Source organism: Pedobacter terrae (assembly GCF_036946585.1).
GTDB lineage: Bacteria > Bacteroidota > Bacteroidia > Sphingobacteriales > Sphingobacteriaceae > Pedobacter > Pedobacter terrae_C.
This window is the reverse complement of record NZ_JAQIIV010000013.1, coordinates 18,718-35,002: the sequence shown is the minus strand read 5'-3', so window position 1 is coordinate 35,002 and position 16,285 is coordinate 18,718. Positions and strand designations below refer to the sequence as shown.

14 protein-coding genes are annotated in these 16,285 nt (G+C 39.8%); 9 read left to right on the top strand and 5 right to left on the bottom strand.

The features are described from left to right. Positions 1 to 11: 11 nt before the first annotated feature. The 4 genes from PGN18_RS16065 to PGN18_RS16050 all read left to right on the top strand — a co-directional run bounded on the left by PGN18_RS16065 (position 12) and on the right by PGN18_RS16050 (position 6,130). A complete protein-coding gene (locus PGN18_RS16065) occupies positions 12 to 1,610 on the top strand; it encodes a RagB/SusD family nutrient uptake outer membrane protein (RefSeq protein WP_335320613.1) in 1,599 nt (532 codons plus the stop codon). Positions 1,611 to 1,700: 90 nt separating this feature from the next. Next, a complete protein-coding gene (locus PGN18_RS16060) occupies positions 1,701 to 2,684 on the top strand; it encodes a purple acid phosphatase family protein (protein WP_335320612.1) in 984 nt (327 codons plus the stop codon). Positions 2,685 to 2,691: 7 nt separating this feature from the next. Continuing rightward, a complete protein-coding gene (locus PGN18_RS16055) occupies positions 2,692 to 3,918 on the top strand; it encodes an acyltransferase family protein (RefSeq protein WP_335320611.1) in 1,227 nt (408 codons plus the stop codon). 1 nt (position 3,919) lies between these two features. Then, on the top strand, positions 3,920 to 6,130 hold the full coding sequence (locus PGN18_RS16050) for an alpha-N-acetylglucosaminidase (protein WP_335320610.1): 2,211 nt from the start codon (positions 3,920 to 3,922) through the stop codon (positions 6,128 to 6,130). A gap of 53 nt (positions 6,131 to 6,183) precedes the next feature. On the opposite strand, the gene PGN18_RS16045 is transcribed toward PGN18_RS16050, so the two are convergent. Further along, a complete protein-coding gene (locus PGN18_RS16045; protein ID WP_335320609.1) occupies positions 6,184 to 6,336 on the bottom strand; it encodes a hypothetical protein in 153 nt (50 codons plus the stop codon). Positions 6,337 to 6,593: 257 nt separating this feature from the next. On the opposite strand from PGN18_RS16045, the gene PGN18_RS16040 reads away from it, so the two are divergent. The 5 genes from PGN18_RS16040 (at position 6,594) to PGN18_RS16020 (ending at position 11,073) form a co-directional block, all read left to right on the top strand. Then, positions 6,594 to 6,863, top strand: coding sequence for a hypothetical protein (locus PGN18_RS16040; protein ID WP_335320607.1), 270 nt, complete (start codon positions 6,594 to 6,596; stop codon positions 6,861 to 6,863). Positions 6,864 to 6,909: 46 nt separating this feature from the next. Further along, on the top strand, positions 6,910 to 7,458 hold the full coding sequence (locus PGN18_RS16035; RefSeq protein WP_335320605.1) for a hypothetical protein: 549 nt from the start codon (positions 6,910 to 6,912) through the stop codon (positions 7,456 to 7,458). A gap of 313 nt (positions 7,459 to 7,771) precedes the next feature. Continuing rightward, positions 7,772 to 9,973 (top strand): hypothetical protein, encoded by a 2,202-nt coding sequence (locus PGN18_RS16030; RefSeq protein ID WP_335320604.1) that lies wholly within the window; start codon positions 7,772 to 7,774, stop codon positions 9,971 to 9,973. A 275-nt stretch (positions 9,974 to 10,248) separates the two neighbouring features. After that, positions 10,249 to 10,689 carry an Hsp20/alpha crystallin family protein gene (locus tag PGN18_RS16025; RefSeq protein WP_335320603.1) on the top strand — a complete coding sequence of 147 codons (441 nt, stop codon included), beginning with the start codon at positions 10,249 to 10,251 and terminating at the stop codon, positions 10,687 to 10,689. 78 nt (positions 10,690 to 10,767) lie between these two features. Further along, entirely contained in the window at positions 10,768 to 11,073 is a 306-nt protein-coding gene (locus PGN18_RS16020; RefSeq protein WP_335320601.1) for a hypothetical protein, read from the top strand. Between the two features lie 88 nt (positions 11,074 to 11,161). Here PGN18_RS16020 and PGN18_RS16015 read toward each other — a convergent pair whose 3' ends face one another. The 4 genes from PGN18_RS16015 to PGN18_RS16000 form a co-directional block, all read right to left on the bottom strand. Further along, the gene (locus tag PGN18_RS16015; RefSeq protein WP_335320600.1) at positions 11,162 to 11,572 is read right to left on the bottom strand and encodes a VOC family protein; all 411 of its coding nucleotides are present in this window, start codon (positions 11,570 to 11,572) and stop codon (positions 11,162 to 11,164) included. 50 nt (positions 11,573 to 11,622) lie between these two features. Beyond that, positions 11,623 to 12,342, bottom strand: a complete 720-nt coding sequence (locus tag PGN18_RS16010; protein ID WP_335320599.1) for a helix-turn-helix transcriptional regulator — start codon at positions 12,340 to 12,342, stop codon at positions 11,623 to 11,625. Positions 12,343 to 12,528: 186 nt separating this feature from the next. Further along, entirely contained in the window at positions 12,529 to 13,722 is a 1,194-nt protein-coding gene (locus tag PGN18_RS16005; RefSeq protein WP_335320598.1) for a PepSY-associated TM helix domain-containing protein, read from the bottom strand. After that, on the bottom strand, positions 13,722 to 16,190 hold the full coding sequence (locus PGN18_RS16000; protein ID WP_335320597.1) for a TonB-dependent receptor: 2,469 nt from the start codon (positions 16,188 to 16,190) through the stop codon (positions 13,722 to 13,724). Before PGN18_RS16000 ends, PGN18_RS16005 begins: the two co-directional genes overlap by 1 nt. Between the last annotated feature and the right edge of the window lie 95 nt (positions 16,191 to 16,285).

Genomic DNA, 16,285 nt, shown 5'->3' with positions numbered 1-16,285 from the left:
AAATTAAGAAGATGAAAAATCTGATCAAATATATTGCAGGAACAGCTTTGTCGCTAGGCGTATTAACTTCCTGCCATAAACTGGATTTGAAAGTGGAAACACAATTGACTCCGGAAACATTTCCACAAACCGAGCAGCATTATATTCAACTTACCGGCCAGGTTTATGTTCAGTTGCGTCAAAACTGGAGTACGGATTATTTTTTCATGCAATCGTTAAGTACTGATGAAGCCATTATGCCTGCGCGTGGTGGGAACTGGTATGATGGTGGCGTATTTGAAAACCATCATAAGCACTCCTGGACTAAAGATAACGGACACGTGGGAAGTGGATGGAACTGGCTTTCAGCAACGATAAGTAAAGCCAACCAAAGTTTGTATTTACTTAAAGATGCTGCAGAAACGCCTGCAAAAACAACTGCAGTTGCCGAACTAAGGGCTACAAGAGCATTGGCATTTTTTATGATGATGGACTTATGGGGAAATATTCCTGTGGTAACTACTTTTGGCCAAACCACTCCACCAGAAACCAAAACCAGAGCAGAAGTATTTAATTTTATTGAAGCTGAACTTAAAGAGGTATTGCCCAGCTTAAGCAGCGCTACCGGAACCGCAACATATGGCCGTCCAAATAAATATACCGCCTATGCTATTCTGGCTAAAATGTACCTTAATGCAGAAGTTTATACTGGCACTCAACGTTATAATGATGCCGTAGCCATGTGCGATGCCATTATTGGGGCCTCGGGTTCTCCTTATAGTTTAGAAAGCGATTACAAAAAAATGTTCTTCATTGATAACGGACCTCAAATCAAAGAATTCATTTTCGCTATTCCTTTCGATCCAGGTTTCAGCAGTGGTTCTATGATTTATGCCCGTTATTCGTTACCTCGTTCTTTACAACAAAAATATAGCTTAAAGTTTACGCCAAGTGCACCAATGAGCACCTTACCTGAGTACTATGCTAATTTTAACGATCCTAATGACAAAAGAAATGCACAATGGATTAAAGGATTGCAAACTTATTACGATGGCAGGCCAGTTACGGTGTCCACCACAAAAAAAGGTTATGATCAGTTTTACACCGGGTCGGATGGTTCAGCTGCAATTACTTATCAGGTTGATATCACGCCAACAGTTACGCTTAGAGATGCTGCAAGACCTTTCGACGTAGGAAACGATGAAATTGCCTGGAACATGGGATACAGGAACAATAAATTTTATTGTGACAGTACCTCATCCAGCAGAAATCAAAACAATGATGTACCTGTTTTCAGATATTCTGATATCCTGTTAATGAAAGCTGAAGCGATCCTGCGTGGTGCTACGCCTACCCAAGGCCAAACGGCATTATCATTAGTGAATCAATTAAGAGCGGTGCGTACAACTTCACCAGCGTGGACATCTGTTACGCTAGAAGATTTATATAAAGAGCGTTGCAGAGAGTTCTCATGGGAATGCTGGCACCGTAATGATATGATCCGCTTTGGCAAGTATGAAGGCACATGGGGCTTTAAAACGGATGCACAGACATTTCACAGACTTATGCCGATTCCGGCTTCGGCGCTGATTCTTAATCCAAAATTGAAACAAAACCCTGGCTATAATTAATTTTAGCTTTATTTGAATTTCTCCAGACTGGTGGTCTGGAGAAATTTTTATTTCAACGCTTCATTGTCTTTATTTGCAACTATATTCAAAATGATGATCAAACGACTACTTTTCCCTATTCTGATTCTATCTATCAATACGCTTTATGCCCAAATCATTACTAAAAACCAAACTGAAGCTGTCGCAGCCAGTAAAACTCTAGTCAAAGATCCTGGAGCATTGCAGTTTTTAGCGTTAGGTGATTGGGGCCGAAATGGCGCTGATCACCAGAAACCAGTTGCCAAGCAAATGGGCATTACGGCGGCTGATGTTAAAGCACAGTTTATCATATCTACCGGCGATAACTTCTACCCAAGCGGCGTAATCAGCCCACAAGATCCATCATTTAAGTACTCTTTTGAGGATATCTACACCGACTTTTCTTTACAGTGGGATTGGTATGTGGTTTTAGGGAACCATGATTACAAATCCAATCCTGATGCACAGGTAGCCTATTCGAAAATTAGCAGAAGATGGAAAATGCCTGCCCGTTATTATTCAAAAAAGTTTACCATTAACGGCGATGTAAATCATCAGGTATTGATCGCATTTATTGATACCAATCCGCTGATCCCTGAATTTTATAAAAACGCGGAATACGGACCAAACGTTAAGGGACAAGATACTACCGGACAGAAAAAGTGGTTGGTAAAAACCCTTGCTGATCAAGATCCTTCGATTAAGTGGAAAATTGTAGTGGGTCACCATCCTATGTTTACTGGCGGTAGCCGTACCGATGGTTATGATACCAAAGCAATCAGAAGCACATTAAAACCGATACTTGATAAATATGGTGTTGATGTTTATTTAACTGGCCATGAACACAGTTTACAATACCTTAAGCCAGAAGGTAAAACGCATCATTTCATTTCCGGAGGTGCATCAGAAAAAACACCTGTTAAGCTAATACCAGAAGCACAGATGGTGGCATCAGAGTATGGCTTCATGCTATTTTCGGTAAACAAAGACCAGTTACGCGTACAGGTAATTAACGAGGAAGGTTATGTTATTTATCATACTTTAATCAAGAAGTAATCCTGTAATGACGGCTATCGAAACAAAAAATATTGACGAAAAGGTAGAAAAGCCCAAAAGATTAATTTCGCTGGATGCTTTGCGCGGTTTCGACATGTTCTGGATTGTAAGTGGCGAAGGAATCTTCCATGGCCTTGCCACTGGGATCATGAATAAGCATGCTTTGAAAAGGAACCCCATTGACTGGACCATCTCCACAAATGATAGCTTATCTTTCTTTGAGAAATTTTTTATTGGAATTAGCAATCAACTGCATCATTCCCCATGGAATGGTTTTACTTTTTATGACCTGATTTTTCCTTTGTTCATATTTATCTCTGGAGTATCCATGCCTTACTCCTACCAGAAATACTTTGCGGAAAGAAAAAAAAACTGGCATTCATCACTAAAAATATATTTTCCGCTAATCAAGCGAACCATCATACTGATCATTTTAGGCTTCGTCGTAAACGGACTATTAAAATGGAACGGATATGAAAATACCCGTTTTGCCAGCGTACTGGGTCGAATCGCTTTAGCCACTTTTTTCGCGGCCATCATTTATTTAAATTGTTCATTTCGAGGAATGATTTTTTGGTTCGCGACTATCCTTATTGGATATTATCTGTTGATGGCGTTTGTGCCTGTCCCTCATTTCGGACCCGGAGTTTTTAGCCCAGAAGGAAATCTCTCGGCTTATTTCGACAGAATGTTTTTGCCCGGCAAACTTCATCGAACCATTTACGATCCTGAAGGACTATTAAGCACAATCCCCGCGATTTGCTCAGCAATGCTCGGCATTTTTACGGGAGCTTTTGTTAAATCGACCAGGTTTAACTTCACATCAAATCAGAAAGTTACGGCTTTGCTCAGCAGCGGATTGCTGTGCATTGGACTTGGTTTGTTGTGGAGCATCATCTTCCCGATCAATAAAACCATGTGGACCAGCTCATTCGTTTTATTTGCCGGAGGCTGGAGTATCATATTATTCTCCCTATTCTATTACGTTATTGATATACGCTCCTATTCCGGATGGAGTATTCCATTTGTATGGTTTGGTACAAACAGTATTTTGATTTACGTTTGCGCACACGGACTTTTCAACTTCGAATCATCATCTAATTTTTTATTTGGTGGTTTCATAAACTTTGTCCCTCCCCTATGGCATGAAGCTGCTTTGTGGACGGGGGTATTATTGATTCAACTGTTTTTATTAAAGTTCTTCTACGATAAAAAGTGGTTCTTAAAAATTTGATATGAAATTAAAATTATACTTTTCAGTTGCACTTTTTTCCCTGTTTGTTAACAAGGCACTTGCTCAGGATTTTTTAAATACTTCAAACCAACTCATAGAAAGGGTATTACCAAAACATGCAGCATTGTTCTCAACAGAAAGCCTACCTGCTGTTAATGGAAAAGATGTGTTCGAGATCGAATCAAAGAACAACAAAATCATTCTTCGAGGAAACAATGGTGTTGCTTTGGCTTCGGCTTTTTATCACTACCTAACGGAATATGCGCATTGCCAAATTACCTGGAACGGCACTAACTTAAATTTACCTGCTACGCTTCCGGTGGTAAAAACAAAAATAAGAAAGGAAACACCGTATGAATATCGATATTATCTTAATTACTGTACGTTTAATTATAGCATGAGCTGGTGGGATTGGGCGCGTTGGGAAAAAGAAATAGATTGGATGGCTTTACATGGCATTAATATGCCACTTGCCATTACCGGCGAAGAATATACCTGGTACCTTCTGTACAAAGAAATGGGCTTTTCGGATGATGAACTAAAAGGTTTTTTCACCGGACCGGCTTATTTCTCCTGGTTTTGGATGGGTAATATTGATGGCTGGGGTGGTCCGCTTCCGGTAAGCTGGATGAAAAGCCATTTTGAATTACAAAAGAAAATTTTGAACCGTGAACGGGCATTGGGCATGAAACCAGTACTCCCGGCGTTTACGGGACATGTACCTGCGGCATTTAAAAATAAATTTCCGAATGCTAAACTGAAAGCCACCAACTGGACCAACGGCTTTGCCGATACCTATATACTTGATTCGGAGGATCCCATGTTCGCAGAGATTGGAAAGAAGTTTTTACAAAAGCAGACTGAAATGCTGGGTACGGATCACCTGTATTCTGCTGACACATTCAATGAAAACGAACCGCCATCTTCGGCCCCTGAATTTTTAAGTAAATTAAGTGCCAGGATTTATGATGGCATGTCGCAAGCTGATCCTAAAGCGGTTTGGGTGATGCAAGGCTGGTTGTTTTACAGCGATAGAAAATTTTGGAAAGAGGCACAAACAGAAGCTTTGTTAAAGGCTGTTCCAAATGATAAAATGATTTTGTTGGATTTAGCTACAGAAATTGAACCGGTTTGGAAACGCACCGAAGGTTTTTATGGAAAGCCATGGATTTGGAATATGCTGAACAACTTTGGCGGAAATACCAATTTATTTGGAAGAATGGATGTGGTCGCCACAGCTCCTGCACAAGCATTAAAAGACCCTAAAAGTGGCAAAATGAACGGTATCGGTTTGACTATGGAAGGCATAGAACAAAATCCGGTCATGTACGAGTTGATGATGGAAAATGTTTGGCGTTCTACACCAATTGACCTGGAAACATGGTTACCCCAATATGTTTTTAACCGCTATGGCAAAAAAAATGAAAATGCATTAGAAGCCTGGAAAATACTTAGAAAAACCGTTTATAGTGTACCCGCAGATAAATATGTGCGAGATGGGGCCGAATCTATTATACAGGGCCGGCCGACACTCGATTCGATGACCCGCTGGGCACGAACCACCCTAAATTATAACGAACGCGATTTATTGCCCGCCTGGGATGAACTGATTAATGCAGCAGCAGATTGCAAGCAAAGTGATGGTTACCAATATGACCTTGTTGATGTGACCCGACAGGTACTAGCCAATTACGCACTTCCTCTACAAAGAAAAGTGGTGGACGCCTATCGAAGTAAAAACCTGAAAGGTTTCCAAACAGAGCGTAAAAAGTTTATCACTTTGATTGAAGACATGGACAGATTGTTGGCTACGCGAAAAGATTTCATGCTCGGTCCCTGGATAAATGATGCCCGTACACAAGGAACCAACGAACAGGAAAAAGCTTTGTACGAAATGAATGCAAAGGATTTGATCACTTTGTGGGGTGATGCAAAAAACCCTTTAAACGAGTATGCATGCAGACAATGGAGCGGATTGATGAATGATTTTTATAAACCACGATGGGAAATGTTTTTTAGCCGATTGGAAAAGTCTATTTCGGATAAAACTGAACTCAACATCACTAAGTTTAACGATGAAGTAAGCAAATGGGAGTGGAAATGGGTAAATCAAAGAAAAGATTATGCCTTAAATCCCGTTGGAAGCCCTGTTAAAACAGCATTGGAACTGTATAAAAAATATCGCAAAACAACGGGGATTGCGCATCAATAGTCACCTTTTTAAGAGCCTAATAGCAGCAATTTCAAAACAATACTTGCTTGATGTTAGGCTCTAAATAAGATCAAGATCATCAGCAGCGCGCTGAGTACAAGGATAAAAATGATCATGCTCACTGGAAAGGTACTTTTATCCGGCTCATCAACGGTTTTATCTGATGCATCTGCTTTTTTCTTCCCAAGATTCATTGTTAGTGCCATATTAGTTAGATTTGACTGTATTTGTATCAAAAAGATTAATACCGACAAATTTATTTTTTGGCTCCCTAAGGAATGAACATAAAATTACCCCTAATTAGGGAGTAATCTAACCATATTTATGGTTCAGCTCAACAAACATTTAACAAATAAACAATAACGCGCTAACTTTAAGGAAACATAACTTGCCTAACTTACCTAAACACTTGTTTACCAGCAATAAAACCGGTAAATAACTATGTTTAATAAAGCGTTACGTTATGAAACAGCAGGTTCGAACGATCCCAGGAAAGCTGGTAGATTTTGATTACAGTAGATACCGGTTACCCACATTTGTGATGCAGTTTAAACCTTCGGTGTACCAGGATGGTGATTGTTTTTACGCTGTACTATCTTTTGAGGAGGAACAGGATGTTTCGGGCCTTGGTACTTCGCCCGAAGATGCATTGATTGATTGGAATGATAAAGTATGCGAAATGCTTGCCTTGTCAGGCCAATTACGTACATCATTAAGTGTCAAAAATAAATAAACCTCAGCAAAAACTGATCTTTTCATCATCTCCCAAAATTTATCTGATGAAGTTCACTACTGACCTGGTATTTTATCAGGACCATCATAATCGACCCAAGTTATTGAACAATTGCTATTTCGAAATTAAAAGGCCATGCGATTGTTCGATGCTCCAGCTCCATCACTTCTATTTACTATTAAAAAGAGGAAATAAAGTTTCGATAATCGACCTTCCTGCAAAGATTTTTAATGCAGTGTTTCTCGCATTTTGCTATCATAACAAAAAACTGGTTGGCATTTCGGCCATCAAAAGACCTACTTTATCTTACCTGCAAGAGGTGCATAAAAAAGCGGGGATTACGAGCGAAACAGAAAAACCCTTTTTAGAAATCGGTTATTCGTTTACGCTTGAGTCGGTTCGTAAAAAAGGAATTAGCAGCGCCTTAAAAGGGATGTTGCTAAAAAAAATCAGTGATCATCATGGTATCCTATTTTCGACCACTGCTACAGCTAGCAGTCAGCGATTTCTTATCGCCAATGGCTTCCAGGCAAAAGGGTATCCTTATCAAGGTATCTTTGATAATCATATCATTTACTTTGAACGCATTCAGTAATGTTGGTTATTGCAAGGCCATTCAGGATTTGATATAGGGTTATCAATTTTCCCAATCTGATTAAGGTTACAAATGTTTACTCTTTTATGATCATGACATAACAGCTAAATTGGGTATGGCAGCAATCAAGCTTGCGGCCAAAACCATTGCTTTACTCATCTTGTTTTATTGGATATCAACCCAAAGAATTGGATACAGCGAGTTAAATTCTTTGCAGATGAATTAAAGTTTTGCTAACCATTTTTTGCTTTTCTGATCATGGTATCTATCAAAGGATCGGACTGGCAAATTGAAAATCATTAACCTTAAATCTATGAAAGGACTATCTCCTTGGGCCATTAATGCAATGGACCGGTTCAGAGACCAATATACTGAACATCATCAAATAAACATTCAAAACTTAAGCTTTAAGATCATAGATACAGGCGATTCATTATGGGTAAAGCTTGAAAAGAAAAATTGTAAACCTATATTTTTCCGTACCTGCTTTTCTCCGGGAGGAAATTTTGAAAATCTAAAAATCAGGCAGTCAGCAGATCAGATTCATTTTACAGCATCATCAGCGGTAGGCGATTTTAAAATTGACATTGCTATTGAGGATGCAGGGTTGCCCATCTTAAAATACAACAGTTCATTAAAGCTTCGCGAAGCGATAACAATTCCTTTCTGGCCAAGGGACATCCTCACCATTGGCCATCTTTCAAGCCCACAAAAAGATATGGGTGATATCAGGCATAGTCAGGTGGGAAACCGCTCCGGACTTCTATATATGGACTTTCCTGAACGTTCTTTGAGGATGTTATATTTCCAGAACCTTACCAGTTTATCTCCCTACGCAGAGCAGACGGGCACCTCTCTTAGAGAAGTAGTCGGCGGTGAAGTGCCAGAAGTAGGACTTGCGCTTCCCCCCACCCCAATACAGGAACTCGCCAAAGGAATTGAAATTAAGCTTAGCGATGCATTGGTATGCTTTAAAGAATACAAAAAAAGTACAGACAATATCAGCAGAGATTATCTGGATATGCTTGCCGCCATTTATACCAGAATTGAAAAACCTGAAACAAGCTATAAAAACTGGCCTGAAATACTGGAGAAAGGCATGAAAGACCTGATTGAAAGCCCGGGCTGCTGGTCGCAGCTTGACGGCCACCGCTATTTCAACGCCTATGTTAGCGATTACGAAACACCGCCTGAAATTATGGTTCAACTTGCGGTCCTCTTACCACTTCAGGATTACGTAGACTGGAGTGGCAAAAGCCTTGAAGTGATAAAAATTATAAAGGAAGGCCTGCCATCATTTTATGATCAAAAATTAAAGACCCTGGTCCGTTGGCATCCTGCTGCTGAGTCGAAGTTAAAAGGAGAGGAAGAACAAAAAATGCCCATGGTGATGGACTCCTGGTACCTTCATCATCCCATGCTCAACCTATCCAGATTGGCCCTAAAAGGTGACAAGGTAGCCGAAAGCTTATTTCTTGATTCGCTGGGTTTCGTGATTAAGGTTGCAAAAAGATTCCATTACGATTGGCCCGTTTTTTATAAAATGGATACGCTTGAAATTATCAAAGCGGAGACCAAGCCCGGCGAGGGCGGAGAAAAAGATGTTCCGGGACTCTATGCGCACGTCATGTTACAGGCATATGAACTAACCGAAAACAACAAATACCTTTTAGAAGCAGAGCGGGCTGCCAATAAACTGGCCAAAATCGGATTTAAACTGATGTATCAGGCCAATAATACCGCATTCTCAGCAGGAGCGCTATTAAGGCTGTACAAAATAACAGGCAAACAAAAATACCTCGAACTCAGTTACACCTGCCTGGCTTCAATCTTTCAAAATGTGCAGCTATGGGACTGCAATTATGGATTTGGAAAACACTTCCCGACCTTTTTTTCACTCTTTCCACTCACCGATGCACCTTACACCGCTGTTTACGAAGAGCAGGAAGTCTTTTGTGCATTTCATGATTACCTTAGCCATGCCCAAGGTATTGACATACCTGATAGTGTTAGATTGTTGTGTGCCGAATATATCCGTTTTTTGATTAACCGGGCCCCATATTATTATCCACCAATGCTTCCTGCCGAAATGCTTTCTGATGAAGTAAAGATGGGCGAAGTAGACCGGAATCTTTGGATTGCATTAGAAGACCTGCACGACGGAACAGAACCTAGCGGCACTGTTGGACAGGAAGTATACGGAGCTGGTAATGCCTTTGGTATATTGCCCCGTCAATATATCAGGCTAGAAAATGAATCCTTTTTAATATTCTGTGATGTGCCTATGCATGGCATCAGAAAAAGCAGTGGTAAAATTACATTTGCACTACAGGGCCACCATAGCACTCAGGCGAGAGTAAGGATTACCACCGAGGGAACACAGAAAATAGACACAAAGCTAAAATTTACGATCTCTCCCGGAAAAATGGAAACGGCAAAAAATGGATTGGGAGATTTAGAATGTTTTGTAGCAGCAGATGAGCGCATCACCATTTCGTGGAAAAAGAGCAACTAGGCATGGTTTAGCCACTATGCTAGCCAGCATTTGATTAAGGTATTACACTTCAGCAGTTTAAATACAATGCTAAAACTGAAAAAATTTCAGGAATTGCACTGAAAGATTTTCATAAAAAATGAAATTTTTTCAGAAAAAATATCCCCGGAACATCCTGATTGGCCTTGGCACAGCGCTTGATATACAGTAAGCGAAGCCTTTGGAAAAAGGTCAAAGTGATAAATTAATTGATTTATAGTCCATTTATTATTAAAACATTAAAAGGAGAAAAAGCTATGACATTGGTTAAATTCAATCCAGAAAAAAAGAACAGTTCATTATTGCCAGGCTTTAATGATATCTTCGAATCCGTATTAGGCGATACTTTTTTTAACGATCGTCGCTTAAGCAGCGTACCAGCAGTCAACATTTCTGAAACGAATGAAGAGTACCACATTGAGTTGGCTGCACCCGGATTAAAGAAAGATGATTTTAAGGTATCCATCGAAAAGGATATGCTGACCATTTCTACTGCGCAGCATACTGAAAATAATAATGAAGGTAAAACCTATAACAGAAGGGAATATAGTTACTCGGCATTTACCAGAGCCTTTACCCTTCCAGAGAGTGCTGATGTTGAAAGGATCCAGGCCGCTTATACAGATGGTATACTCCATCTTAACATTCCAAAAAAGGAGGAAGCAAAAGCAGTCTCTAGACAGATCGAAATACAATAGTTTCTCAAGTGCCGCTCCATGCGGCACTTTTCATTTGAGCAAGTACCAATATCCATTTGAAGAAATAACAGTTTAACTATGGAAACCCTTTTCACGATTAATATCAGCCTTCAAGGCCCGGCTGGAAAAATTACCTATGGCAGATTTTCTATCGGCAGAGATAAAAAAGAAGCTACCGAGATTTTCTCTCAATTAAAAGGGAGCACGGAAGAGGCGACGGGATGTTCATTAAAAGTAGAATTTTTGGAAGAAATCATGGAACTGCCTATTCCTATTGGCACGCTAAATTGTAACCTGGATGAGTTAAAAGAAAACATTGCGATTATTTCGAAAGAAATATTCCGTATTGCCCATTTGGAGAATGGAAATATTGATGCTGAATAATTTATATTTTTGGAAAAAGGGGATCGTGTCCTATCCCCCCTTTTAATACATATTCAAAGCTTGATTTAAACAATCACTTTACCTGATCCTAAATCTTGCCCTCAAATTTCTTAATTGCATCAGTGTTAACAGGAGTAAAAAAATTAACCAGATTGCCATCAGGATCACGGAATAGTAGAGAGCGGTTTCCCCATGGCATTGTTTCCGGCTTTTGTACTGAAAAACTGGCTAAAAATTCCGATTGTTCCCGGTAAATTTGATCAACATCATTTGTAATAAATTCAATTATTGCGGTACGGTTTTGAGCTGCTGTGGCTATTGCTGCGCCTCCAAAAAACTCTAATGTTCGTGTACTGCCAATAGCAAGTGTTGCATTCGCCATTTGTAGTTCTGCGAAGTCTTCTGTATAACGAACACCCTTTAATTTTGTGATTTGCTCATAAAATTCTAGTAATTTACTTACATCATCGGTAATGATTCTGATTGAAACGAGATTCATAATTTGTCTTTTAATTTATTTTAGACAAATTTCAGGAGGCCTAATGACAGCTATTTGTCAGGGGTATAATTTTTTTGCTTTTGCTCAAGGTAAGAAGCAAGTGTAATGTTATGCGGAGAAAATGTTTCTTCAATCATCGCCAATGATTGGATGCGATCTAGCCTGAACATCCTAAAATCATTCCTTAACCGGCAAAAAGCAATCACCAACCAACTTTCTTCCAAACTGTAATAAAAGGCAAATGGTTCTATTTCTCTTTCGGTCAAATTTTGAACATTGGCACTTTCATACCTAATTTTTAAAACTTTAAAACCGGTTAGCGCTGCCTGAATTTGCGTAAGTGAGTCGCTGAAATTTTTTGCCACAAATGCCGGACTTATTGCAATACGCGTTGACAGGAGTGTTGCTTTTTCTTTTGTATCTGCACGTAGAACCGCTTTGATCTTATCAAGGGCTGTATTGTATTCTTTGATTAAAGAGGTATCTCTTGTTTTATGAATAAGATGCTCAATGGTGATGAAGGTATTTGCTTCACGCTCGGTAAACATCACCGGCGGTAGCCTGTAACCATCCATTAGCCTGTATCCCTTTCCTTCTTCCGTGTAAACAGGGATGCCTGCAAGCTCCAATGTTTTCAAATCCCTGTAAATGGTGCGTACACTTACTGAAAATTTAGTGGCTAGTTCACTCGCTATTACCAGTTTTTTTCCTTGTAAGCTCGTCAAAATTGCGGTTAACCTCGCTATTCGGGTAGCATCATAAAATTTCATCTTTAAAGCCTGATTCGCTAATTTAATAAAATTGCAGAATTATACTTTCTTTAACGCTACAAATAGATTAATCTTTTCATAATACGGAAATCATGAACTTCCGCCCGGCCGGTCGGACGAGTGTTTCAGGGTCTTCCATGTAGGATAGCTCGCTACGGGAAACTACTTCGGTAGAGATGATAACAATTAAGATGTCAAGGCTACACTCTTAGCAGCAGAACGTTTTTCTATTTTACCTTTATTTCTTTTCCCCCACCAGATCAAAAACCCGGATATAGGTAGCGAGGCGCTGATCAGTGAAGCAAAAAAAGCCAGAAGTTGCGACCAAAGGCCATACAACCTTCCAGTATGGAGCTCAAGATTAGAATTTCTCCATTTCATTCCAAGTGTTTTTTTATCATGCGGCAGCTCATTAATAAAATCCCCGGTCCTGCCATCGTAAAAGTAATAGCTAACTCCTCTCCAGGCATCGTGGTTACTTGCTATCTGCACAAAAGACATCGAAACTTTAGTTTTTTTAGTCGGAATACCCATTCCTATGCTCGTCCAATCGTTTCCAAGTTTTTTAAGCTGGTGGTGATGAATGAGGTCGATTTTGTTCAAGGTGGTATCCCTTGCATCTATTTTCGGAAGCGTTTTGGCAAATGCGGCTTTCCCATGATCGCCAAGAATCCTGAAAATTCCCGTTTCCCACCATTTGAAAGACCATACCAATCCGGTCACAGCAATCAGCATCGCTATAGGAAGTACATAAAAGCCCAAACTATTATGGAGGTCGTAATTTACCCTTTTCCATTTGGCATTCCATTTAACAGTGATACTCTTTTTAAATTGCTTGTAATTTTTTGGTAGCCATAAAATAAATCCGGTAATAAGCATCAGTAGATAAGCAAGTATGCAAACGCCAACCAGTGGGCTGCCAATGGGTTTTACCAGAAGAAGTTGCCTGTGTAACTGTTCTACCACGTTGAAAAACTCATAACGCATATCCAGTACGCCTAAAACCTTACCGGTATACTGGTTTACGTAAACTTCATCAAGGTATTCGAACTGGCTAAAATACCAAAGGTTTATTTTCTTCCGCTCGTTCACCTTAAAACCGGAGAAAACATAACTTTTATGATCTGCGCTAATCTTAACATTATTAAGTTCCTTATCTTTTCCTAATGCATTTTGGGCATAAGTGAGCAATTCAGAAACCGGCCTTGCCGGCCCGGTTTTTTGGACATAAACGATATCTTTATGAATGTTATTGAAAATTTCCTCATCAAACACATAAATGCATCCGGTAACCGAAACAATAACCACTACAAGCCCTGTAACCAGCCCTATCCATAAACGGAGCCAGCCCGCTATCTTTTTGAACCTGTGCTTCGTCATTAAAACGAATAACCAACAGTGAACATGTAATTTTCAGGTTGACCGGGGAACAGGCGCAAATAATCATAACCGCCCACCCAATATTTTTTATTACCGATGTTATTGGCATTGAGCTGCAGCTGTAGTTTACCGATATTATAAAATAAAGCAGCATTAAAAAGTGTGAAAGATGGAATGGTAATCTGATTCTCTGGCGAGAATTTTGGATCGTAGATCAGGTTACGCCTGTCGGTATAGTTGATACCCAGGCCGATACCCAATCCTTTAGCTAAGCCTTCAATGAATGTATATTTGCTCCATAAGTTGGCTGTATTCTTTGGTGCATTGGGTTTCTGGATACCTGTTTCTCCAACTGTTCCACTCTCCAGTATTTTGGCCCTGTTGTAAGAATAAGAAGCAATCACGTTCCAATTGGGCATAATTTTGCCAATCACATCCAGTTCAAAACCCCTCGATTGCTCATCTCCAATCTGCCTTAAGACATCGACTACACCAGGTGTGGCATATAATGCACCGGTTTGTTTAATCTGGTAAACTGCGGCACTTACACTCAACTGATCCCTGAACCAGCTGGTTTTGGCACCAAATTCTACCATATTGCTTTTCAGCGGATCAAATGGGCCGCCGGCATTAGGATTTGCGATGTTTGCAGAAGTTTGCGGGTTATAACCTTCTACATAACTTCCATACAGATTGATATTGGAATTGATGCTGTAAACAGCTCCTAGGCGTGGCAACCATGCACGTGAATTGGCTTTAGCTTCAGCCTGGGTTTTATACCCTGCAAAATCTGTGTAATACTCATAACGGATTCCGGCTAATACCTGTAAACCACCGATTTTGAACTGATCTTGTACATAACCCGAATTCAGGTAATAATAAGTGGGAGCGACTATAGATTGGGCAAAGAAAAGTTTGCTATCATCCTGCATTCTTTGTGAAGAAAGCGGATCGTTTAAATTAAAATGCGGAACATTTGGTACCGGATTCCCTGCTGCATCCAACAGGTATTTTGACTTGTTAGCAGGTAAATAATTAGCAATCGCGCCATTATTTGCAGCATTACGATAACCACCAGCGGTTAACTGCGAACCACCAACAGGTGTTTTTTCACTACCAAAATCATAACCTGCTACGATTTTATGCTCCACTATTCCTGTTTTCGGTGTATAATTAATGTATCCTGAAAAATTATCGATAAACCGTTTCCGCTTTCTGATCTGCACGATCATCCCGGCAAGGTGATTTATAGCTGCACCGTTGGCATCTACGCCATAAGCATTCGAGGTACGGTGTTCATTTAAATCCTCTGAATAGCCTGTTTTTAAATAAGAAGCATTCAGGCTAAGGTTATCGGTAACCTTATGTGTAACGGAGATCGTCGCATTATAGGTTAACTCATTTAGATAATCATTGGTGGTATTTAATGAAAGCGACTGTGGAGTAGAATTTAAGTCGAAACTACCGAAAATGGGCTGCCCCCTATCCAGTCTGCTTTTAGAATCAATATAAACCAGGTCAAAGTTAATTCTTGTTTTTTCGGATGGGACGAAGGTAAGCGATGGCGCAATGACAAAGTTACGATCAAACATCAGGTCTCTGAAAGTTTCTGCATTTTCGTAGCCAAGGTTCAGCCGGTACAGTAAAGTACTGTCTTTCGTTGCAGGTCCGGTGAAATCTGCAAGGCCTCTGAAAGTATTAAAACTGCCCATGGTCAGGCTCACCGATCTACGGGTTTCATCAAGCGGTTTTTTGGTTACGCGGTTTACTACTCCACCCGGACTTGCATTGCCAAAGAGTGCAGATGATGGGCCTTTTAAGACTTCAACCCTTTCCAGATAATTGGCCAGCGACTGTTTCCAAAAACCCGTACTGGTTCTTAAACCGTTTAACAGTTGGGTATTGGTTTGTCCATTTACGCGAAATCCCCTTATGGTTAAATCATCGTAAAAGCTAAACTGGTTTACACCGCTAAAGTTCTTCACCACTTCGCCTACGCGCATCAAGCCCTGATCTGCAATAAGCTCTTTGCTCGCGTAAGAAACCGACTGTGGGATATCTTTAAGTTCATTTTCTATTTTGGCAATAAAGGTTGCCTTTGTTTTATAGGTTTTCTCTTTACGTCCGGTAATTTCCACCTGCTGAAGATCATCGGTAGATTCCTGCATAACAATGTTTTCCTCAACAACCGTCCCATTTAGATCCAGGTTTTTTACCACTTCTTTAAAGCCAATAAAATTAAAATGCACAACAGCTTTGGTCTGAATCAATTGTAATTTGTAGATCCCGCGGTTATTAGTAGTGGTGGTAGTATTTGTGCCATGAATACTTACAGTTACTCCAGAAATGGCAATACCGTGATTATTTTTTACGGTGCCCTGTAATGTTTTTTGTTGCGCAAAGCCGTTAAGACATATTAATCCTATCAGACTGATCAACATTAATGATTTGGTAAAGTTTATTTTCATTTGAAGGACTATAAATTATTTAGACTTAATAAATATAAGCGCAAAAATAATCTATTAATTCGGATATGAACATTATTTAGATTAATTCTAAACAA